Source organism: Cupriavidus sp. KB_39 (genome assembly GCF_052114485.1).
GTDB lineage: Bacteria > Pseudomonadota > Gammaproteobacteria > Burkholderiales > Burkholderiaceae > Cupriavidus.
The window spans coordinates 122,630-144,172 of the sequence record NZ_JBFREV010000007.1 but is presented as its reverse complement, the minus strand read 5'-3'; the positions used below and the strand labels follow the sequence as shown (position 1 = coordinate 144,172).

Sequence of the window (21,543 nt, the reverse complement as noted above, 5' to 3'; positions counted from 1 at the left end):
ATCCGGATGTGACATTACACGTTCAGCGCTGCGCCGTCGCCTGCGCGATGGTGCGCCGGGCGATATTCAACTGATGGATCTGGCTGGTACCCTCGTACAGCCGGAACAGGCGCACGTCCCGGTAGAAACGCTCGATGCCGTAGTCGGCGATATAGCCGTAGCCGCCGAACATCTGCACGCAGCGGTCCGCCACGCGGCCGCACATCTCGGAGGCGAAGTACTTGCAGATCGACGCCTCCATGGTCACGTCCGCGCCCGCGTCACGCTGGCGCGCGGTCTCCAGGATCAGCGCGCGGGCCGCATGGATGTCGGTCTGGCAATCGGCAATCAGGCCCTGCACGAGCTGGAAGTCCGCCAGCGGCTGGCCGAACTGTTTGCGGTGGGTGACGAAGCGCACGGCGTCGTCCAACATGCGGATGGCCGGCCCGGTGCACAGCGCCGCCAGGTGGATGCGCTGCTTGTTCAGCACCTTCATCGCCGTGCGGAAGCCCTGCCCCGGCTCGCCGCCGATCACGCTCTCTGCCGGCACGCGGCAATCGTGGAAATACACCTCGGAGACCGGCGAGCCGGCCTGCCCCATCTTGCGGTACGGCGCGCCGGTGGTGAGCCCCGGGGTGTCGCGCGGGATGATGAAGGCCGAGATGCCGGCCGCGCCGGCGGTGTCCGGGTCCGTGCGGGCCATCACCGTGAACAGGCCGGCGAGGGGCGCATTGGTGATGAAGCACTTGGTGCCGTTCAGCACGTAGTGGTCGCCGTCGCGCCGGGCCGAGGTTTGCAGCGCGGTGGCGTCCGAGCCGGCTTCAGGCTCGGTCAGCGCGAAGGCGCCMGTCACCTCGCCGCTGGCCAGTAGCGGCAAGTAGCGGCGCTTCTGGGCGGGCGTGCCGTCGGCCACCAGCGCCTCCGAGCCGATGCCCGTGTTGGTGCCCACGCGGGCCCGGAACGCCACCGAGCACTGCGACAGCACCATCGCCGCCAGCACCAGTTCCTCGGTGGTCATGCCCGCGCCGCCGTATTCCTCTGGAATCGAATAGCCGAACATGCCTTGCGCGGCCATCGCGTCCACGATGTCGCCGGGCACTTCGTCGCGCTCCGCCACCTCGGCCTCGCGCGGCACCAGACGTTCACGCACGAAGCGTTGCAACGCTTGCAGGAAGGGATCGAAGACTTCCGGGTCTCTGATCATTCAGTGTCTCGCTCTAATCGGCACCAGCAAAGGCGATGCATCGAATCGAGCCTACGGGGGGCGCATCGTTCGCACTATCGATGTTTCGCTATCTTGAACATCGTCTACCCTTATGGAACCGCGCGGCCAAGACCGCAAACCAAGGGTTAACCCCATGCCCTCTCGCCCCCATCACCCCGATCCCGCGTTCGCCACCACGCTGGCCCATGGCCTGGGGTTGCTCCAGTGCTTTCGCGCGGGCGAGACGGTGCTGAGCAACAAGGAACTGGCGGACCGGACCGGCTTGTCGAAGGCCACCATCAGCCGGCTGACGTACACGCTGGCCGCCCGGGGCCTGCTGCTCTACGACAGCCACTTGCGCCGCTACCGGCTGGGCTCCACGGCGCTCTCGCTCGGCTATCCGCTGCTGGCCTCGCTGGGCGTGCGCCAACTGGCCCGCCCGCTGATGAAACGCCTCAGCGACCGCATGGGCGGCACGGTCTCGCTCGGCATGCGCGACCGCCTGCATATGGTCTACGTGGAGACCATCCGGGGCCACGACGCCATCGCGTTCCGCCCGGAGATCGGGGCCTCACTGCCGATGCTGACCACGGCGATGGGGCGCGCCTGGCTCGCCCAGGCCCCGGAACCGGTGCGCGCGCCGGTCATCGCCGGCCTGCGCGAGCACGTACCGGACGACTGGCGCGAGCATGCCGAGGCCCTGCCGGAAGCCATCGAACATCTGGCGCGGCTCGGCTTCACGCGCACGCCGGGCGCCTGGCAGCGCGACGTGCACGCCGTGGCCGTGCCGATGCGCACGCTGATCGACGGCGAGATCCTGATCTTCAACTGCGGCGTGCTGGCCAGCCGCCTGCCGCCCGGCATGCTGGAGGAACGGATGGGCCCGGGCCTGATGGAGATGGTGCACGAGGTGGAGCTGCTGCTGGCGGGAGCCGGCTGATGGCGCTTCCTCTTCCCCAAGCCCCCGCCTCGCCCGAGCGCGACCGCCAGTTCGCCACCACGCTGGCGCGCGGCATCGACATCCTGCTGGCCTACCGCCCCGGCGAGTCCTTGCTTGGCAACCGGGACTTCGTGCTGCGCACGGGCTTGTCGAAGTCCACCGTCGCCCGGCTGACCCACACGCTGGCCGTGCTCGGCTACCTCCGCCATGACGTGGCGCTGGGCAAGTACCGCCTGGGCGCGGCGGTGCTGGCGCCGGCCTACCCGCTGCTGTGCGGCATGCCGATCCGCCAGCTCGCCCGCCCGCTGATGCAGGCGATGGCCGACGAAGTGGGCGGCGCGGTCTCACTGGGCGTGCGGGACCGGACCCAGATGATCTACGTGGAGACGGCGCTCGCCACCCATGACCTCGCGGTCACCCCCGATGTGGGCGCCGCCATGCCGATGCTGGCCACCGCCATCGGCAAGGCGTGGCTGTGCCGGGCGCCGTCCGGGGCCAGCGCGCCCGTGCTAAACCGCCTGCGGCTGGAAGACCCGGAGGCGTTCCACCGCGCCGCGCCGGCGCTGGCCCAGGCGCGCAAGGATCTGGCACGGCACGGCTACTGCACCAGCCGGGACGAATGGCGGCGGGATGYCTTCGGCTTCGCGGTGCCACTCTGCGCGCGCGTGGATTCACGCTGGTTCGTGCTGAATTGCGGGGTTTTGGCCCGAACGGGGGCCTTCCATGCCGCCGAGAAGGTGGTTGGCCCGCGCCTCGTGGCGCTGGCCCATCAGCTCGAGACGCGGCTGGGGCTGCGCTGACGCGGCAAATCATCGCAAAAACACCACAAAAGACCGTCATCGCACGGGCTTTTCCTTGACGGCGCAACGCTCGGCTAGGATCATTCGTSTTTTCACATTAACGCGAATCGTTCGCATTCCCGTTAGTATTCGCACCTACGAGCCAACATAACAATGACTTCCTGCTTGCCCAATGCCGCGCGCCGGCAGCACGCGCCGTCGCGCGTGCGCCCTCTGGCCGCTTTCGCCCGGATGGCTGTCCTGACCGGATTCCCGCTGTGTGGCGTCGCCTTCGCCCAGACCACGGAGMCGGCGGCAGCCGCCCCGTCCGAGCAGGCGCTGCCGGCCGTGACCGTGAGCGCGGCGCAGGAAATCGAGATTGGGCCGCAGTTGAAGAAGAAGGCCTCCGGCGGCGCCCTGGGCAGCCGCCCGCAGCTCGACACGCCGTTCTCCACGACCATCGTGACCGGCGAAGACCTGGCCGACCGCCAGGTGACCAAGATCGGCGACGTGTTCTTCAACGACGCCTCGGTCTCCGACAACAGCAACGCGAATAACGCGTGGGCGGCGTACACCACCGTGCGCGGCCTGCAGCTCGACTGGCGCAACGCGTACAAGATCAACGGCATGCCGTTCATCAGCTACGGCCTGACGCTGCCCTACGAACAGCTCGAACAGGTGGAACTGCTCAAGGGCGCCTCCGGCTTCATGTACGGCTTCGGCAACCCGGGCGGCACGATCAACTACGTGACGAAGCGCCCGACCGACCAGTTCACGGCCAGCGTGGAACTGGGCTACCGCTCGTCGCACGTGTGGACCGAGCACGTCGACGTGGGCGGCCGCGCCGGCCCGGACAACATGTTCGGCTACCGCCTGAACCTGACGCACGAGGAAGGCAAGCCCAGCAATGCCGTGGGCATCAACCGTAATTCGGTCTCGCTGGGCCTGGACGCACGCATCACGCGCGACCTGACCTGGACCTTCGACGGCATCTACCAGGACCGCAACACCTGGGGCGCCACGCCGACGTTCTACACCGGCCAGATCCCCGCCGGCGGCCAGCTCCCGGGCGTGGTCAGCGGTCGCGGCGGCCTGTACGCCGGCCCGGACGCGCACTTCTACTCGAACCTGCAGGTGTACCAGACCGGCCTGCGCTACCGGCTCAATGACGACTGGACCGTCAGCACGACYTACAGCTTCAGCAAGCAGTCGCGCAGCCGTAACGAAACCACGCTCAACCTGCAGAACGGCCTGGGCGACTACACCGACTTCCGCTACGACGGCGCCGAAAGCCAGCAGTTCACCAACTGGACGTCGATGGTCGAAGGCAAGTTCCGCACCGGCCCGTTCCGCCATGAACTGGTGGCCGGCCTGAGCTGGCAGAAGCAGATCGACCGCTACAGCACCAACTCGGTCTACACGCAACTGGCCGACGGCAATATCTACGCCCCGTACACCGGCGTGTACTACAGCCAGACCGGCTTCAACAAGTACCGCGCCGGCGACACCGAGCAGAAGTCGGCGTTCGTCAGCGACACCATGTTCCTGACCGAGCAATGGTCGGTGCTGGGCGGCCTGCGCGTCACCAACTACGAGCAGAACGGCTACGGCTTCCCCGGCACCACGGGCGGCAACACCAACTTCACCAAGAACGGCCTGATCACGCCCACCGCGGCGATCATGTTCAAGCCGATGCCGAGCACCACGCTGTACGCCAGCTACGTGGAGTCGTTCGACGGCGGCGGCATCGTCTCGTCGTTCTACTCGAACGCCGGTGCCGCGCTGACGCCGGCCAAGAGCCGCCAGTACGAAGTGGGCGCCAAGACGGACCAGGGTCTCTGGACCGGTACGGCGGCACTGTTCCGCATCGAGCAGCGCACGGAATTCGGCCGCAACGAYGGCGGCTCCCTGCCGGTCTTCGTCCAGGACGGCAAGTCGATCTACCAGGGTGTGGAGCTGGCCGGCAGCACGCGGATCGGCTCGCAGTGGGAAGTGGGCGGCAGCGCGATGTACCTGGACAGCTCCTACGACCAGGGCCAGCTGAACATCGGCAACCGCGTGGCCGGTGCGCCGAACTGGATCCTCACGGGCCGGATCAGCTACCGCATTCCGTTCGTGCCGGGCCTGAAGGTGGGCCTCGACAGCAAGTACACGGGGACGACCAAGGTCCGCCCCGAGGGCGACCTGACGGCGGGCGGCTACACGGTGTTCAACCTGGGCGCCTCGTACAACACCCGCGTGGCGGGCAAGGAACTGACGCTGCGCGCAGCGTTGACCAACCTCGCCAACAAGCGCTACTGGGGCTTCCAGTACGCTGGCTACGTCCAGCCGGCGGACCCGCGCGCCATCAGCCTGACGGCGAAGATCGCGTACTAAGGCGCGCACCCGTCGCGTACTGCGGCGATTACGCCACATGTGAAACGCCCTGCCCTGGCAGGGCGTTTTGCTTTGCGGCAGGTTGGAGCGCCGATCCTGCCCGTATACAATCGCGGTCTTTATCCGTTCACCCCAGACCTCCGCCCCGCCATGACCACCCTCGGAACGCCCCTCTCCCCCTCCGCCACCAAAGTGATGCTGCTCGGCTCCGGCGAGCTCGGCAAGGAAGTGCTGATCGCGCTGCAACGGCTGGGCGTGGAAACCATCGCCGTGGACCGCTACGAGAACGCGCCGGGCCAGCAGGTGGCGCACCACGCCCGCACCATCACCATGAGCGATGGCGAGCAACTGAAGGCGCTGATCGAGGCCGAGCGCCCGGACCTGGTGGTGCCCGAGATCGAGGCCATCGCCACCCCGATGCTGGAGGCGCTGGAAGCCGCCGGCGTGGTCCGCGTGATTCCGACCGCCCGCGCCGCACGGCTGACCATGGACCGCGAGGGCATCCGCCGCCTGGCCGCCGAAACGCTGGCCCTGCCGACCAGCCCGTACAAGTTCTGCGACTCGCTCGAGGAACTCCAGGCCGCCATCGACGGCGGCATCGGCTACCCGTGCGTGGTCAAGCCGGTGATGAGCAGCTCCGGCAAGGGCCAGAGCAAGATCGACGGCCCCGAGGGCGTCAAGGCTGCCTGGGACTACGCCATGGCCGGCGGCCGCGTGAGCCACGGCCGCGTGATCGTGGAAGGTTTCATCGACTTCGACTACGAAATCACCCTGTTGACCGTGCGCGCCGTGGGCGCCGATGGCCAGGTGGAAACGCAATTCTGCGAGCCGATCGGCCATGTGCAGGTCAGCGGCGACTACGTGGAAAGCTGGCAGCCCCACCCGATGCACCCGAAGGCCCTCGCCACGGCGCAGCACATCGCCCGCGCGGTGACGGCCGACCTCGGCGGCCAGGGGCTGTTCGGCGTGGAACTGTTCGTCAAGGGCGAGCAGGTCTGGTTCAGCGAGGTCAGCCCGCGTCCGCACGACACCGGCATGGTGACGATGATCACCCAGTGGCAGAACGAGTTCGAACTCCACGCCCGCGCCATCCTCGGCCTGCCGGTCAGCACGGCGCTCAAGAGCCCCGGTGCCAGCGCCGTGATCTACGGTGGCGTGGAAGCCCAGGGCATCGTCTTCGACGGCGTGGACGACGCCCTGCGCGTGCCGCAGACCGAGCTGCGCCTGTTCGGCAAGCCGGAAAGCTTCGAAAAGCGCCGCATGGGTGTGGCGCTGGCCTACGCCGAAAATGTGGAYGTGGCCCGCGAGCGTGCCAAGGACGCGGCCAGCCGCGTCAAGCCACGCAAGGGCTGACCGGCCGAGCCGGTTTGACGCCGGTCAAGGCGTGATGGCGACCTTCAGCACGCCGTCACGCTGATTCGAGAACAGGTCGTACGCCTCGACGATGCGAGACAGCGGGAACCGGTGGGTCACCATCGGTCCGAGATCGAGGCGATTGGTCTCGATCACCTGCATCAGCCGCCGCATCCGCTCCTTGCCGCCCGGGCACAGCGACGTCACGATGCGATGGTCGCCCAGCCCGGCGGCGAAGGCATCGAGCGGAATACGCAGGTCGCTCGAATAGACGCCCAGGCTCGACAAGGTGCCACCCGGCTTCAGCACGCGCAGCGCCGCCTCGAAGGTGGCCTGCGTGCCGAGCGCCTCGATGGAGGCGTCCACGCCCCGCCCCCCGGTCAGGCGCAGGATCTCCGCCACGACGTCCACCTTGCGGAAGTTCACCACGGCATCCGCGCCCATCTTCTGCGCGATGGCCAGACGCTCGTCGAGCCCATCCACCACGATAATCATCCCCGCGCCGCACAGCCGCGCGCCAGCCGTGGCGCAGAGCCCGATCGGCCCCTGGGCGAAGACCGCCACCGCATCGCCGATCTTGATGTTGGCCTGCTCCGCCCCGGCAAAGCCCGTGGACATGATGTCCGGGCACATCAGCACCTGCTCATCGGTCAGGCCATCCGGAATCGGCGAGAGGTTCGCCTGGGCATCGGGCACCAGCACGAATTCGGCCTGCGTGCCGTCGATGGTGTTGCCGAAGCGCCAGCCGCCCATCGGCTTGTAGCCATGGCCGTGCGCCTGGCCGTCCTGCGAAGGCCGCCCGTCCTGGCACGCATAGGAATGGAAGCTCGGACAGATCGCCCCGGCAATCACGCGCTGGCCCACCCGGTAGCCCGTCACCACGCTGCCAAGCTTCTCGATCACGCCGACCGGCTCATGGCCGATGGTCAGGCCCGGCTTGACCGGATATTCACCCTTGAGGATGTGGACATCGGTGCCGCAGATCGTGGTCGTCGTGATGCGGATCAACGCATCGGTCGGCCCCACTTCCGGAATCGGCTTTTCCCGGAGTTCGATCTGTCCGGGTCCCTTGAAGACCAACGCTTGCATGCTTGCCATGACGCACTCCCGACGGTTGTCGCAGATAAACAGGCTAGGCGATGGGACAAGGACATGCCAATCCGGAGCCGGGTCATCTGCGCGCGGGTTGATCGCGTGCAAGCTTGCTGCAAAGTCTGAAGCTTCAGATCAAGGAAACGCCGTTACGCCCGCGCGTCCGCCGCCGCCACGGCAAGTGCCGCATGCTGCGCGCCGAGCACCGGATTGGCCCGCAGCCCGCTCAGGTCCGCACCGGACGGCGCCTGGTACAGCCGCAGCCCCAACTCCGGCAGGATCGCCAGCAGGTGGTCRAAGATATCGCCCTGAATGCGCTCGTAGTCCGTCCAGCCGGTCAGCGTGGTGAAGCAGTAGACCTCGATGGGAATGCCCTGCGAATCGGGCTCCATCATGCGCAGGTTCAGCAGCAGGTCGTGGTGGATTTCGGGATGGGCACGCAGGTAGGCCATGCCGTAGGCGCGGAATGTGCCCACGTTGGTCAGGCGGCGCCGGTTCACCGGGTCGTCGTCCGGGCCGCTCAGGGTGAGGTTGGTCTGCGCCACCTGCGCCTGCTTGATCTCCAGGTAGTCGTGCAGCAGCCGGAAGCGCATCAGCGCGTGCAGTTCCTCGTCCTCCAGAAAGCGCACGCTGGTGGCGTCGATGCGCAGCGTCCGCTTGATCCGCCGCGCGCCGGACTCGAACATGTGCCGGTAGTTGCGGTAGCTCTCCGAGAACAGCTTGTAGGTGGGCACCGTGGTCACGGTGTTGTCCCAGTTCTTGACCTTGACCGTGTGCAGCGCGATGTCCATGACGAAGCCGTCGGCATTGGACTGTGGCATCTCGATCCAGTCGCCGATGCGCAGCATGTCGTTGGTGGTCAGCTGCGTGCTGGCCACCAGCGACAGCAGCGTGTCCTTGAAGACCAGCAGCAGCACCGCCGAGAGCGCGCCCAGGCCGGAGAGCATCCAGAGCGGCGAGCGGTCGATCAGGATCGACAGCACCAGCACGCCGCAGATCAGCCACAGCGCCAGCTGGGCGATCTGCACATAGCCCTTGATCGAGCGCGTCTGCGCGCGCTGGCTGCCCGCGAACACGGTCTGCCAGGCCGAGAACACCCCGGACAGCATCAGGAACACGCTGACCCACGTGCCGGCATGGGCCAGCCGCTCGATCAGTCGCGAGAAACGGCCGAGGTTGGGCACCTCGCCGATGCCAAGCGCGATCACCGCCAGGAAGATGGCGTAGCCGAGCCGGCGGTAGATGCGGTGGCGCAGCAGCGCCGCGGCCCAGTTGCGGTGGCCGGACAGGCTSAGCACGCGGTAGACCAGGCGGCCCGCCACGCGCGCGATCAGCCACTGGGCCAGCGCGGCGATCACGCCGAGCGCCAGCACATAGAGCGCGATCTGGGCCGAGGGATGGGCGGGAAGGCGTTGCTGGAACAGGTCCAGCAGGGCATCGAAATTCATGCGGCAGGCAGGTCGGTCATCAAACAAGCGCCAAGTGTACTAGCCCCGCGTGTGTCTCCCCTCTCCCGCTTGCGGGAGAGGGGAAAACCTGCTCACCCGTGCGGCGCGTACATCGCCATCAGCTGCTCGTCGGTGTAGCCCCACTGGCGCGCGTCCTCGAACGCCACCACGGTGTCCTCGCTCTGGGACAGGTCGATGACCTGCGGCGGCACCGCCTGGGACGCCGCCACGTTGTAGAACGTCATCACGCGGGGCCGCAGCGGCTCGTCCTCGTTCTGGCCGCACACCACGCCCAGCCGGCTGGAGCGCAGCCGCAACACCGTGCCGAGCGGGTAGATGCCCACCGTCCGCGTAAACGCCTTGAAGACCCGGCGGTCGAACAGCGTGTCCACGCGCACGGCGATGTACTCCACCGCGCGCGCCGGCGCCCAGGCCTGGTGATTGGGCCGGGGCGAGGTCAGCGAGTCATAGGTATCGCAGATCGCCGCGATCTTGGCGTGCACGCTGATCTCGTGCTCGACCAGCCCGAACGGGTAGCCGCGCCCGTCCACGCGCTCGTGGTGGTGCACGCAGACGTCGAGCGGGATATTGGTATACAGGCGCGCCTCGTTGAGGATGCGGTAGCCCGCCGACGGATGGCGGCGCATCTGCTCTTCCTCGGCCGGCGTCAGGTCGGTGGCCTTGTGCAGCAGCGAATCGGGCAGCGTCAGCTTGCCGATGTCGTGCACCAGCCCGGCCAGCCCGAGTTCGCGCACCTCGCCATCGGGCAGCTTGAGCGTGCGGCCCACGGCAATCATCAGCGCACACACGGAGAACGAGTGCAGGTAGGTGTAGTCGTCCTTGGCCTTGAGCCGCGCCATGGCCAGCAGCGCCTGCGAATGGCGCGACAGCGACAGCGACGCCGAATCCACCAGCAGCAGTGCCCCGGCGGTCTCCAGCGCGCGGCCCATGCGCACATCGCTGAACATGTTGCCGACCAGAGAGCGACCACTCTTGATCAGCTCGCGCGCGCGTTCCAGTTCTTCCTCGAAACTGGCCTCGGGCTCGTCGTCGGCGAGATCGGCCTCCATCATCTCCGGCGCGGCCGGCGTGGGGAGGTTGCGGCCCTTGAGGATGTCGATCCACACATCCTGCACGTTGGCCGACTGGATCTGCGTGACCTGGTCGTCGCTGGTGACGAGGAAACGCGAGCGCCAGAACGGGTGGTTGATCCAGGGTCCGCCCAGCCTGGCCACGAACATGCCCACCTGGAGCTGTTCCGCGCGAATTCTTCTCAGCATGCACTTGCCCCTTGAAATGGGTGCGGATGTCTCCGCGAACCCGTCAATCCGGGGCTCTGTCAGGCCCCTTGTCCGGTGTCGCGGTCGTTGCCGCGGCACGCAGTTGTTGTTTGCGACCCAGTTGTGTAAGACCCTTTTGGCCCGCGTTAACGGCAAACGCCGGCCGATCTTTAGTGGTTTCTTCGGATTCTTCCGAATTCGACCATCCCGCGCGACGCACCACCCAGGCCAGCAGCCAGACCCCAACCCCGGCCGACCCCGCCACCAGCCCGACGCCGGCCATGCGCTGGTCGTCGATCAGATAGCTCGCGCACAGGCGCGCGGGTGCGTCGACGAAGAGCATACCGAAGGTCAGGCCCATCCAGACCATGTTGCCGCCGAAGAACAACACCAGCGGCCACGCCGCCACGCGGAGCGCGATGCCGGTTGACAAGCCGGCCACGAACACCGTAGCGAATTTGGCGGCATTGACCATCGGCGACAGCCGCGCGAGGTCCAGTGCAATCGGCAGCATCCACAGCCCGTAGCCGAGCGCCGCCACCACCAGCAGACTCAGGGCGTGCGGCCGCAGCGCCGCCATCGTCCGGGCCTGCCAGCGCACCGGGGCCACCCGCGCGGACAGCCAGCCAGCGGCGAACACGGCCGGCAGCAGGCCCAGCATCTGCAGGGCCATCGAGGCTTCCAGGGGCTCCCGCAGCGGCGGGACGGCCAGGACGATCAGGACGGCGATCAACGCCAGGAATCGGACGACTCTCATCGCCCCACTCCGCCCGCCGCCGCATGGCGCAGGGCCAGCGCATAGGCCGCCTGGAAGTCTTCCAACTCGAAACTGCCCAGCACCACCCCGTGCGCATCCACCACCTGCAGGCCGCCGTTGTGGACGAAGCCACCGAAGCCGTCCGGAATGGCGATGATGTCGGCCTCGCGCAGCAGCGCTTGCATGGCGACGGGCGCGTCCGGCGCAGCCACCCGCCATTGCGGCGGCCGTGCACCATGCTCGCGGGCGTAGCTGGCGAGGTCGGCGCCGTCATCGCGCGGGTCGAAAGACAGCGAGATCAGGCCGATCCGGCCCGCCATGCCGTCCGCCTCCACCTGGCGCGATAGCTGGGCGAAGGCGGCCCCGAGCGCGCGGCACACGGTCTGGCAGCGGGTGTAGATGACATCGACGAGATAGACGGCGGGGGCGCCTGCGGCTGGTCCTGCGGCTGGTAGTTCGCCGAAAAACCTCTGCGGCTGGCCAAGCTGGTCATGCACCGCGATGGGCGGCAGGCGCATCTCGTGCGCGGCGATGCGCGCCTCGCGGCGCTGGTCGAGCGTCCAGGCGGTCAGGCCATGCGTGATGGCCCAGAGAGCGATGCCGCCCAGTACCAGCACCAGACCGAAAACCGCGCGCACAGCCAGAGACCCGCGCGGGCGCGCGGGCCGAACACCGTGTGCGAGGCTAGCCACCCGGGCTGCCGAGCGCCGCGTCACCATCGAACGGCGCCGCCATGGCGGCCGTCTGGGTGCGTGCGGCGGCGACGGCTTCCGCCGTTACCGGGCCAGCGGTATTGCCCCACTGGCTGCGCACATGGGTCAGCACGGCGGCAATTTCGGCATCGGACAACTGGTCCGCGAAGGCCGGCATCGCCCCGTTGTAGGCCGTGCCCTTGACGGTCAGCTTGCCGGTCACGCCGCGCAGCACGATAGACGCCAGCCGCGCCTCCTGCCCCACCACCCACTCCGAGCCCGCCAGCGGCGGGAACACGCCCGGCAAACCCTGCCCGGTGGCCTGATGGCAGGCCACGCAACGGGCCTGGAACACCGCCGCGCCATCCACGGTGCCGCCGCCGGCGCCCTTCGGCTTGCCTTTCAGGTCCGCCAGGGTGCGGCTGTCGCCCAGCGACGAGGGCTGGTCGCTTTCGGACGTCACGATATAGAACGCCCCCCACGCCACCAGCGCGGCCACCATGGCCAGCACGTAGCGGGGAATCGGCGCGCGGTTCTCGTGCGGATCGGCATTCTCGCGGGCACGCGCCGCGGCGGCCTGACGTTCTTCCGATGGATCTGCCATCTGTTTCCTCTGCGGATGCGCTTATCGGGTGCTTATCGCGGGTGCTTATCGCGGGTTCGACTCGCTACCTTCGGGCGGCAACACCGCCCCGGTGCGGTTCAGCGACTGGAGATAGGCCACCAGGTCAGACGCGGCGGCGGTCGGCACCACCACCTTGCCCGGCGGTGCGTAGCCCGGGGGCAGCGTCACCGGCTTGTCGCCCGGCTCCGGCGCGTCCTTCACATCGAACAAGTACGGGTAGCTGGGCATGATGCTGCCGCTCACGTAGGCGCGCGGCTGGTACAGGTGCCCGAGGTGCCAGTCGGCGCCGGGCTGGCGCACGCCAATGTTCATCAGGTCCGGCCCGGTGCGCATGGTGCCCAGCAGGTGCGGCTTGTCGTAGTAGTAGTCGCCGGCCACGGCCACGCGACCCCAGCCGCGCTTGGCGTCCGGCGCGTAAGAACTGTCGCGCGGCTGCTGGGAATGGCAGTAGATGCAGCCGTTGGCGATATAGACCTCCCGCCCGCGCAGCTGCGCGGCGGTATAGGGCTTGGTGCCTTCGGTGGGCTTGACGTCCTGGAGTTGCAGATACGGCAGGACGACCAGCGCGCTGGTGGCCAGCGCCAGCATGGTCATGCCCCCCGCCAGCAGGGCGCTTTCATTGTTCACGGTTCAGACTCCCTCGGCAGGTTTTTGGCCCGACTGGCCCGTTTTGCGCAGGCGGCCCTGGTGGAACAGCGCCGGGCGGTCACGATTCGGCCCGAAGCCAAAGACCGCGCAGACGAAGTTCGTCACGAAGAACAGATGGCCCGTCAGCATCATTGCCCCGCCCAGCGAGCGGGCGCGCAGGTACGGCAGGGTCACGGCGACCGAGTCCATGAACGGGCGCGCCGCGTCCAGCATGGCCAGCCCCTGCAGCCAGCCGCCAATGCTCAGGAAGACGAAATAGATGCCGATGCCGCCCGCCGCGAGCCAGAAGTGCATGTAGATCATCCAGCGGTACGGCCATTCGCGGCCGGTCACGCGCGGCACGATGAAGTACAGCGCGCCGAAGAAGGCGAAGCTGACGAACGCGTACAGCCCCAGGTGGGCGTGGGCCACGGTGTAGTGCGTGAAGTGGGCCACGCGGCTCACCGTGCGCAGCGCCTCGAACGAGCCCTGGATGGAACTCAGCGTGTACATCATCCCGCCGAAGGTGATGAAACGCAGCGTCGGCGAGTCGATCAGCCGGCGGAAGTTGCCGCGCAGCGTCTGGTGCTGGTTGATGGAGAACGCGACCACCGGAATCAGCATCATCATGCTCTGCACGATGGATAGCGTAATCAGCCACCCCGGCACCGGCCCGCCCACGAGGTGGTGGCCGCCCACCTGCCCGTAGAAGAACGCCAGCGCCCAGAAACCCAGCAGCGAGAGCCCGTACGACCGGACCGGCTGGCCGATGATCTTGGGCAGGAAATAGTAGATGGAAGCCAGCGCCAGCGGCGTGTAGAACAGCCCCAGCACGTTGTGGCCGAACCACCAGTTCATGGTGGCCTGCTCTACGCCGAAGTGCACGCCCGGCACGTTCGCCACCAGGAACAGCACCGGGAACCAGAACAGCGCGCAGCCCATGTACCAGACCGACACGTAGAGGTGATCCACCTTCCGGTTGACCAGCGTCAGCACCAGCGGCAACCCCACGAAGGCGCCGCCGATCACGAACAGGATGTCCACCTGCCAGGGAATCTCGAGCCACTCCAGCCCATCGGAAATCCCCGCGCCGATGCTGCCGATGCCGGCAATCAGCCCGGCATTCCACACCGCCGCCCCCAGCACCGCCCAACGGGCGCCGACCAGCGCCGTCTTGAGCAGCCGGGGCAGCAGGAACAGGGCGATGGCCAGCCCGGCCATCGGCGCCCAGCCGTAGGCCACGGCGTTCAGGTGGATGGTGCGGATGCGGCCAAAGGACAGCCAGGGCACGCTGGCGAGCAGGTCCGGTTCGTGCAGCTTGATCGAGGCGGTGAGCCCGGCCATCGACGCCACCACCAGCCACACCATGGCGCAGCAGATGAACAGGAACACGACTGGCGCGGAAGATGCATCGGCGGCATCGCGGGAGGGATCGTCCAGCCCGGGCGTCAGGTGCGCCGAGGCAGGATCCTCGGGGTGCCCGGTCTCGCCGTCGGCAAAGATCACCCGCGCGGCGGCTGGCGAAGTATCGAACAGGCCCTTCTGCATGCTCCAGATAAAGGCCGCCAGCGCGATCACGGAAAGCAGGAACGCGGAGAGCAGAATGGCGATGGTATTCATGGCATTGCCGGCAGGCATGAGATGAGTCCTGCGCAGATTACGCACGGGGCGGATAGGCGCCCATAGCCACTTCCTGCGTTTTTTGGGTGACCACCGCCGCCTCAGGTTGCAGGCGCGATACGCGCAGGGGGCGCGCAGCGGGTACTGAATCGAGGCACCGATGGGAGCCCGCCCCCTGGAGAGCGCCGCGCCGGWCCCCGCCCCCGCAGCGTGGTTTTTTGTCGAATTACCTTAAATTGCATCARRGATGCAACTTAACTAGAATGGCGGCAGCGCCTGCCTGCGCGCGGTTTTCCGACCGATGACTCGCCCCCGCCCCCATCATGAACGTCCACTTGAGCATTGAAGGCCGCCACGGCCTGGCCAGTCAGATTTATCGCCAGTTGCGCGCCGGTATTCTCGACGGCCGGCTGGCCGCTGGAGAGCGGCTCCCGTCGACGCGCGAACTTGCCACGCAACTYGGTGTTTCCCGMAARACAACACTCGATGTCTTYGAACGGCTSACSGCCGARGGCTATCTGCGCTCGCGYACCGGCGAGGGCACCTTCGTGGCGGCGGCCATGACGCGGCGCGGCAACCTGCCCACGCACGCCACGGCCTTGCAGCCGGCCGACGCGCTCTGGGAATCGATGCCGGACGCGCTGCCGATCCGCCAGGAGGGCGTCTCCCCGCAGTACGACTTCATGGGCGGCGTGACCGAAAAGCGSCWGTTTCCGTTCGACCAGTGGCGCCGCTGCGTGAGCCATGCGATACGCGTGCAGGCGCGCGTGCCGGCAGGCTACCGGGATCCGGCCGGCGAGCCGGAGCTGCGGCTGGCGGTGTCGCGCTACCTGGCCTTCAGCCGCGCCGTGGTCAGCAACTGGCACGACGTGATCATGACCCAGGGCGCCCAGCAGGCGCTGACCCTGCTGGCGCGGGTGGTGCTGCGGCCCGGCGACGTGGTGGCCATGGAAGACCCCGGCTATCCGCCCGCCCGCATGAGCTTTACGGCGGCGGGCGCCCGGGTGGTGCCGGTACCGGTGGATGCRGATGGCATCGTGGTCAGCGCCCTGCCCGCGGACGCCCGCATCATCTATGTCACCCCCTCGCACCAGTTCCCGCTCGGCATGCCGATGAGCCTGGAGCGCCGGCTGGCGCTGCTCGACTGGGCGCAGCGGCGCGGCGCGCTGGTGGTGGAGGACGACTACGACGGSGAATTCCGCTTCGAGGGCCGGCCGATGGACTCGCTCAAGAGCCTCGACCATGACGACGTGGTCGCCTATGTCGGCACATTCTCGAAGACTATTTTTCCGGAACTGCGCATCGGCTACGTGATTCCGCCCGCCCCGCTGGCGCAGGCGCTGTGCCGGGCCAAGCAGACCAGCGACTGGCATAGCTGCACCCTCACCCAGACCGCGCTGGCCAAGTTCATGCTCGACGGCTATTTCGCCAAGCACCTGCGGCGCATGCACAAGGAGTACGCGGCGCGGCGCGCGGCGCTGCTGCGCTGGCTCGATCTCGACCTGTCGCCCTGGCTGGCCCCGCTGCCGGCGTCGGCCGGCATCCACCTCGTGGCCGAAATCCGTCCGGTCGGCCTGAAACAGGCTGACGAAGCCGCCTTTATCGCCCGGGCCGGGGCGGCGTCGATCGGGCTCTACGGCGTCAGCGGCATGTTCGCGGGGCGGCCACCGCGCCCCGGCGTGCTGATGGGCTACGGCGGCCTCAGCATCGAGGAGATCGACGCGGCCATGCAGCGGCTGCTGGACACACTCCACGGCCGGGCGGTGTTGCCGGGGGCTGTGCATCTGTTGCCCAGCCAGCATACGCGGCCGGGCCGGGCCGCTATACCTTGAAAAATTCGGCAATCTGCCGTTAATTGTTGTCGGCCTCCGCTATTGCGTCTTTCCTGCTTGATGCATACCCATTACGACAACCTCAAGGTATCCCGCGACGCGCCCCAGGAAGTAATCCGGGCCGCGTACAAGTCGCTTAGCCAGAAATATCATCCCGATCGCCATGCGGACGGCGAGGAATCCAATCGCATCATGCGGCTGCTGAACGTGGCCTATGACGTCCTGAGCGACCCCGGGCGGCGCGCGGAGCATGACCAGTGGATCGTGGAGCAGGAGCGGATGGAGGCGATCCGCGCCCGCCGCCGCGAGGTGCCGCCGCGCCCTGCACCGGGCACGGCGCGGCCCCAGACGGCGCGTCCGCAGGCCCAGCCCCGGCAGCCACGCGCTGCCAGCGGCGCTGCCGGGGCGGCGGGAGGGGCCAAGGCCGGCGGTGCGTCCGCCCAGGGTGCCTCCGCGCGCGGCGCCAACAACAAGTCCTCGCAGAAAGCCGAAGAAGCCCGCCCCTCGCGCGGCGAGAAGACCCGTTTCCGCCCCAAACCCGAACCCCGGCCCGATGGCCCGCCGCCGCGCGGCCAGCCGCTGCCGGCCCATCTGGCCTTCCTGCTCTATATCGCGGTGGGGGCCAGCATCGTGGTCCTGCTTGGCGACTGGACGCCCAGCGCCAGTTCGGCCGCCGACACCCCGGTCGCGCTGGTCAAGCCGGCCCGGGCCGAGGAAGCCTTCCCGCCGCAACCGCTCCGCTACAGCCGGCCGGCCAACACGCCGCGCGGCATGCCGTGGCCGAGCCGCTCGGGCTACCTGACCGGCTATCCGGTGCTGAACAGCAACGGGTTGTCCACGGTGACCGTGGACAACACCCGCAATGTGTCCGATGTGTTCCTGAAACTGGTATCGATCGAGGGTGACGCGGCGATTCCGGTGCGCACAAGCTTCGTACGCAGCGGGTCGATGTTCACGATGGAGAATATTGCGCCCGGCCGTTACGACGTGCGCTACCGGAGCCTCGACTCCGGGGAGATCTTCCGTTCCGAGCGCTTCGACCTCAAGGAGATCCAGGAGGCCAACGGCACGAGCTTCGCCAACAACACGCTCACGCTCTACAGCGTGATGGGCAAGTCGAAGAGCGTGACCATCACGGAATCGGAATTTCCCTGAACCGGCTGGCGCCGGCCCAGTAACAGCTCAGTCGCCGTTCAGTACGGCTTGGGCTGCGGCTGCTTGTTCGGCGCGCYCTGGGTGCCCGAGGGGTTATAGGGCACCGGCTTCGGCGCGGGGGCCGGTACCGCGCCATAGAGTTTCTGCCAGCGGGACTTCAGCCCGTCGGCAATCTCCTTCTGGTTGTACTGCTCGGCAAAGTCGATCGCGGTCATGCGCTGCTGGTTCTTCAGGCGCAGGTCCGCGCCCTCGTCCAGCAGCACCTTCACGGTGTCGATATGCCCGCCGCGCGCGGCCATCATCAGCGGCGTGGTGCCGTTGGGGCTTTCCGCATCGATATAGGCGGCGTGATCGACGAGGTACTTCACCACCTCGTTGTGGCCGTTGGAGGCCGCGTAGTGCAGCGGCGCCCAGCCCTTCTTGTTGATCTCGGCCTCTTCGCCGTCGACCATCAGCTTCACCATGTCCAGCTCGCCCTGCAGGCTGGCCATCATCAGCGCGTTCTCGCCGGCCGGGTTGGTCTTGTCGAAGTCGATGTTCTTCGCCTTGATCAGCACCGTGGCGGCCTTGATCGATTTCTCGCGCAGCGCCAACACCAGCATCGGGTTGCCCCGGGCGTCGGTCAGGTTCGGGTCCACGCCGCGCGCCAGCAGTTTCTGCACCGTGTTGGCATCGTCGAATTCCACGGCCTTGCGCATGTCGTCCGCCGGCGCGGCCCAGCCTGCCGTGGCGGCGCCCAGCATCAGGGCGGCCGCCGCGCCACGCATCGTCTTCATGTCAAACATGAGCATTCCTGTCTATGTGCTTGAAGAGACTGAAGAAATTATCCGTCGTCTGTTCGGCGATGGTTTCCACCGGCACCCCGCGCAGCTGGGCAATGAACTCGCCCACATGGCGCACCCAGGCCGGCTCATTGGTCTTGCCGCGATACGGCACCGGCGCCAGATAGGGCGAATCGGTCTCGATCAGCATGCGGTCCAGCGGCACCTTCTTGGCGGTTTCCTGGAGGTCCGCCGCGCTCTTGAAGGTGACGATGCCCGAGAACGAGATATGGAAGCCCTCRTCGAGCGCCTGTTTCGCCACATCCCAGGTTTCGGTAAAGCAGTGCATCACGCCGCCGGCCTCGCGCGCATTTTCCTCGCGCATCACGCGCAGCGTGTCGTCCGCCGACGACCGGGTATGGATGATCAGCGGCTTGCCGGTCTGTTTGGCGGCGCGGATATGGGTGCGGAAGCGCTCGCGCTGCCATTCCATGTCGTCGACGCTGCGGCCATTGAGCCGGTAGTAATCGAGCCCGGTCTCGCCGGTGCCCACCACGCGCGGGTGAGCGGACAGCGCCAGCAGGCGTTCGAGCGTCGGGTCCTCGCCCTCCTCGTAGTCCGGGTGCACACCCACCGACGCATACAGGTGCGGATGCTGCTCGGCCAGCGCCAGCACGCGCGGGAAGTCCTCCAGCGTCACCGAGATGCACAGCGCGTGGGTGACCTGATTGGCCTTCATGTTCTCGAGCAGCTGCGGCAGCCGCTCGGACAGTTCCGGGAAATCGATATGGCAGTGGGAATCAACGAACATCGTCAGTCTCTGGATGCGGGTCAGTCGAGCCGGCGGCCGACGATCACGAGATCGCGCTCGATGCCATCGAGCACCGCCACGCGCGGCAGGTCGCCCCAGCGGGCGAAACCGTGCCGCTCGAACAGGGCCAGGCTCGGCGTGTTGTGGCCGAAGATGAAACCGAGCAGCGTGGTCACGCCCACCTGCGGGGCATGGGCGATGGCCTGCTCGAGCAGGTAGCGCCCCAGCCCTTGCCCACGGCGGTCCGCGTGTAGGTAGATCGACAGCTCGGCGGTCGCGCCATAGGCCGGACGGCCATAGAAATCCGAGTAGCTGAGCCAGCCGGCCATACGGCCCTCGGCATCCTCGCACACCCACAGCGGGCGGCGCTCCGGCTGATGGGCGTCGAACCACGCCTGGCGGGACGCCACGCTCACCGGCTCCGTATCCGCCGTGACCATGCGCGATGGCACCGTACTGTTATAGATCTCGACGATGCCGGGCAGGTCGGCTGGCGTGGCCAGGCGCAGGGTGAAATCGGAAATACGCATGAATAACAAATACTTGYGAAGCTAACTTCGCGTGGATGATCAGATTGCTACAAGGTCTGGGTCGGCCGTCCGGAATCGATGGCCTTGCCCAGGATTTCCTCGACGGCACGGCGCAGGTTGCGGCCATTGTCGTCCTCGGGCAGATGCACGCCCACGCCGGGGGTCTTCATCGGCGTACCGGCCGGCGTGATCCACGCCACCGTGCCCTGCACCTGGTATTTCTGCGGGCGGTCCAGCAGGGACAGCACCAGGAACACCTGTTCGCCAATCCGGAACGGCCGGTTGGACGGCACGAAGATACCGCCGCGCGTCAGGAACGGCATGTAGGCCGCGTACAGCCCCGCCTGGTCCTTGATCGACAGCGACAGCACGTTCGGCCGCTGCGCGGCGCCTGCCGTGGCAGGTTGGCCCGGCACGGTGGTGGGTGCTCCGGGTGCTGCGGGTGCGGCCGGACGCACGGGCGCGCCGGTGACTGGTGCATTCATTGTTTGACCCCTGTTTGGCGTTGCGCCCTGTCCGSTTGGTGCGGCGCTATTTGGCGCGTTTGACAAATCGACAGCTTGACTGCGTTAGCTTTTACCACGGGCGGCGCCCGATTCCTATCGCCCGGCGGCACTTCCCTGGAACAAATGCCGGTAATCGAGGAAAACGGACTCCATGACGAGGCGCGCCGCCAAYGGATGGTTCTCGTTGCGCCGATGGCCGACCAGCCGGGCGCTGAACGCCTGGAGTCGGTGGGCATCGGTGGCGCCGGCACAACGCGCCAGCGCCGCCTGCTCCTTCGGGAAATAGCGGACCGCGCCGGTGCCGACGCAGAGCGCCAGCAGGTCRTAGGTCCAGCGCTGGAGCGTGCCGAGCACGGCCGGCACCGGCAGCTTCTGRAGCTGCTCGGCGGCGGCCAGCGCGTCGAACGCGGCGCCCGCGCCCAGTTGCGAGACCAGCCAGCGCTGCATCGGCTGCTCCTCGGCTTCGGCGGCATGGAGCGCCGTCAGCGGCGATCCGCCAGCCAGCGCCAGTTGCGCCTCGGCATCGGCCACGCCCTGGCTGCGCAGCCAGTCCAGCGCAGCGGCGGCCGTGGGGCGCTCCACGGAAAACTGGCGGCAGCGGGACAGGATGGTCGGCAGCACGCGGTCCAGCCGGTCGGTCACCAGCAGGAAAACCGTGGACGGCGGCGGCTCTTCAAGCGTCTTCAGCAGCGCGTTCGCGCCTTCGGTCTGCAGGGCATCGAGCGGATAGACCACCACCACGCGCAGCCCGGCGCGGTGCGTGCCCACGCCCACGGCCTCGATCAGCGCGCGCACCTGCTCCATGCGGATGATCTTGCTTGGCGCCTTCTTCTTGGCGCCGCCCTCGGCCTCGCCATCCGCCTCGCCGCTCGCATCGAGCGCCTCGGGGCGGACCACCGTGAAATCGGGATGGTTGCCCTGGCTGAACCAGTGGCAGGCCCCGCAGGTATTGCACGGCTGGCCATCGGCAAGAGCCGACTCGCACAGCAGGCCCTGGGCGAAATGCAGCGCCAGGTCCCGCTTGCCAATGCCTTGCTGGCCATGCAGCAGCATCGCGTGCGGCAGCCGGGGGCSCAGCGCAGCCAGTCGTTGCCAGTCTTCTCGTTGCCAGGGATAAAGCATGCCGATTCAGTCAGTTAGCAGGGATCGCTCATGTATTGTCGGAGGGTGGCCAGC

At 67.7% G+C, this 21,543-nt stretch carries 20 protein-coding genes; 6 read left to right on the top strand and 14 right to left on the bottom strand.

What is annotated here, in order from left to right; all coding sequences use genetic code 11:
* Positions 1-22: 22 nt before the first annotated feature.
* Positions 23-1,183 (bottom strand): acyl-CoA dehydrogenase family protein, encoded by a 1,161-nt coding sequence (locus AB4Z27_RS08065; protein WP_092293239.1) that lies wholly within the window; start codon positions 1,181-1,183, stop codon positions 23-25.
* Positions 1,184-1,337: 154 nt separating this feature from the next.
* Here AB4Z27_RS08065 and AB4Z27_RS08060 point away from each other — a divergent pair, with 154 nt between their 5' ends.
* The 4 genes from AB4Z27_RS08060 (at position 1,338) to purT (ending at position 6,631) form a co-directional block, all read left to right on the top strand.
* Complete coding sequence (locus AB4Z27_RS08060; protein ID WP_441591025.1) at positions 1,338-2,123, top strand: IclR family transcriptional regulator; 786 nt, start codon at positions 1,338-1,340, stop codon at positions 2,121-2,123.
* Positions 2,123-2,923: an IclR family transcriptional regulator gene (locus AB4Z27_RS08055; protein ID WP_441644202.1), complete on the top strand. Its 801-nt coding sequence runs from the start codon at positions 2,123-2,125 to the stop codon at positions 2,921-2,923. Before AB4Z27_RS08060 ends, AB4Z27_RS08055 begins: the two co-directional genes overlap by 1 nt.
* A gap of 153 nt (positions 2,924-3,076) precedes the next feature.
* Entirely contained in the window at positions 3,077-5,278 is a 2,202-nt protein-coding gene (locus AB4Z27_RS08050; RefSeq protein WP_441644201.1) for a TonB-dependent siderophore receptor, read from the top strand.
* Positions 5,279-5,428: 150 nt separating this feature from the next.
* The gene (gene purT / locus AB4Z27_RS08045; protein WP_092293231.1) at positions 5,429-6,631 is read left to right on the top strand and encodes a formate-dependent phosphoribosylglycinamide formyltransferase; all 1,203 of its coding nucleotides are present in this window, start codon (positions 5,429-5,431) and stop codon (positions 6,629-6,631) included.
* A gap of 24 nt (positions 6,632-6,655) precedes the next feature.
* Here purT and AB4Z27_RS08040 read toward each other — a convergent pair whose 3' ends face one another.
* The 8 genes from AB4Z27_RS08040 to AB4Z27_RS08005 form a co-directional block, all read right to left on the bottom strand.
* Positions 6,656-7,729, bottom strand: coding sequence for an NAD(P)-dependent alcohol dehydrogenase (locus tag AB4Z27_RS08040; RefSeq protein WP_092293229.1), 1,074 nt, complete (start codon positions 7,727-7,729; stop codon positions 6,656-6,658).
* A gap of 143 nt (positions 7,730-7,872) precedes the next feature.
* Positions 7,873-9,171, bottom strand: a complete 1,299-nt coding sequence (locus tag AB4Z27_RS08035) for a mechanosensitive ion channel family protein (RefSeq protein WP_092293227.1) — start codon at positions 9,169-9,171, stop codon at positions 7,873-7,875.
* A 92-nt stretch (positions 9,172-9,263) separates the two neighbouring features.
* Positions 9,264-10,451: an HD-GYP domain-containing protein gene (locus tag AB4Z27_RS08030; protein WP_092293225.1), complete on the bottom strand. Its 1,188-nt coding sequence runs from the start codon at positions 10,449-10,451 to the stop codon at positions 9,264-9,266.
* Positions 10,452-10,494: 43 nt separating this feature from the next.
* On the bottom strand, positions 10,495-11,208 hold the full coding sequence (locus tag AB4Z27_RS08025; protein WP_441591028.1) for a hypothetical protein: 714 nt from the start codon (positions 11,206-11,208) through the stop codon (positions 10,495-10,497).
* Positions 11,205-11,846: an SCO family protein gene (locus AB4Z27_RS08020; protein WP_441644200.1), complete on the bottom strand. Its 642-nt coding sequence runs from the start codon at positions 11,844-11,846 to the stop codon at positions 11,205-11,207. The genes AB4Z27_RS08025 and AB4Z27_RS08020 overlap by 4 nt, the downstream gene beginning before the upstream one ends.
* A 46-nt stretch (positions 11,847-11,892) precedes the next feature.
* Positions 11,893-12,504 (bottom strand): c-type cytochrome, encoded by a 612-nt coding sequence (locus AB4Z27_RS08015; protein ID WP_441644199.1) that lies wholly within the window; start codon positions 12,502-12,504, stop codon positions 11,893-11,895.
* 45 nt (positions 12,505-12,549) lie between these two features.
* On the bottom strand, positions 12,550-13,152 hold the full coding sequence (locus AB4Z27_RS08010; RefSeq protein ID WP_092293219.1) for a cbb3-type cytochrome c oxidase subunit II: 603 nt from the start codon (positions 13,150-13,152) through the stop codon (positions 12,550-12,552).
* A 3-nt stretch (positions 13,153-13,155) separates the two neighbouring features.
* Positions 13,156-14,772: a cbb3-type cytochrome c oxidase subunit I gene (locus AB4Z27_RS08005; protein WP_092293345.1), complete on the bottom strand. Its 1,617-nt coding sequence runs from the start codon at positions 14,770-14,772 to the stop codon at positions 13,156-13,158.
* A gap of 323 nt (positions 14,773-15,095) precedes the next feature.
* Between AB4Z27_RS08005 and pdxR the strand changes: the two genes are divergently transcribed.
* Positions 15,096-16,604 carry a MocR-like pyridoxine biosynthesis transcription factor PdxR gene (gene pdxR, locus AB4Z27_RS08000; protein ID WP_441644198.1) on the top strand — a complete coding sequence of 503 codons (1,509 nt, stop codon included), beginning with the start codon at positions 15,096-15,098 and terminating at the stop codon, positions 16,602-16,604.
* 60 nt (positions 16,605-16,664) lie between these two features.
* Entirely contained in the window at positions 16,665-17,759 is a 1,095-nt protein-coding gene (locus tag AB4Z27_RS07995) for a J domain-containing protein (RefSeq protein WP_092293215.1), read from the top strand.
* Between the two features lie 38 nt (positions 17,760-17,797).
* Here AB4Z27_RS07995 and AB4Z27_RS07990 read toward each other — a convergent pair whose 3' ends face one another.
* From AB4Z27_RS07990 to AB4Z27_RS07970, 5 genes are all read right to left on the bottom strand, one after another.
* A complete protein-coding gene (locus tag AB4Z27_RS07990; protein WP_441644197.1) occupies positions 17,798-18,544 on the bottom strand; it encodes an ankyrin repeat domain-containing protein in 747 nt (248 codons plus the stop codon).
* Positions 18,537-19,331 carry a TatD family hydrolase gene (locus AB4Z27_RS07985; protein ID WP_441644196.1) on the bottom strand — a complete coding sequence of 265 codons (795 nt, stop codon included), beginning with the start codon at positions 19,329-19,331 and terminating at the stop codon, positions 18,537-18,539. The genes AB4Z27_RS07990 and AB4Z27_RS07985 overlap by 8 nt, the downstream gene beginning before the upstream one ends.
* A gap of 20 nt (positions 19,332-19,351) precedes the next feature.
* Complete coding sequence (locus AB4Z27_RS07980; RefSeq protein ID WP_441591030.1) at positions 19,352-19,861, bottom strand: GNAT family N-acetyltransferase; 510 nt, start codon at positions 19,859-19,861, stop codon at positions 19,352-19,354.
* A gap of 47 nt (positions 19,862-19,908) precedes the next feature.
* Positions 19,909-20,346 (bottom strand): PilZ domain-containing protein, encoded by a 438-nt coding sequence (locus AB4Z27_RS07975; protein WP_441644195.1) that lies wholly within the window; start codon positions 20,344-20,346, stop codon positions 19,909-19,911.
* Positions 20,347-20,460: 114 nt separating this feature from the next.
* On the bottom strand, positions 20,461-21,489 hold the full coding sequence (locus AB4Z27_RS07970; protein WP_441644194.1) for a DNA polymerase III subunit delta': 1,029 nt from the start codon (positions 21,487-21,489) through the stop codon (positions 20,461-20,463).
* Between the last annotated feature and the right edge of the window lie 54 nt (positions 21,490-21,543).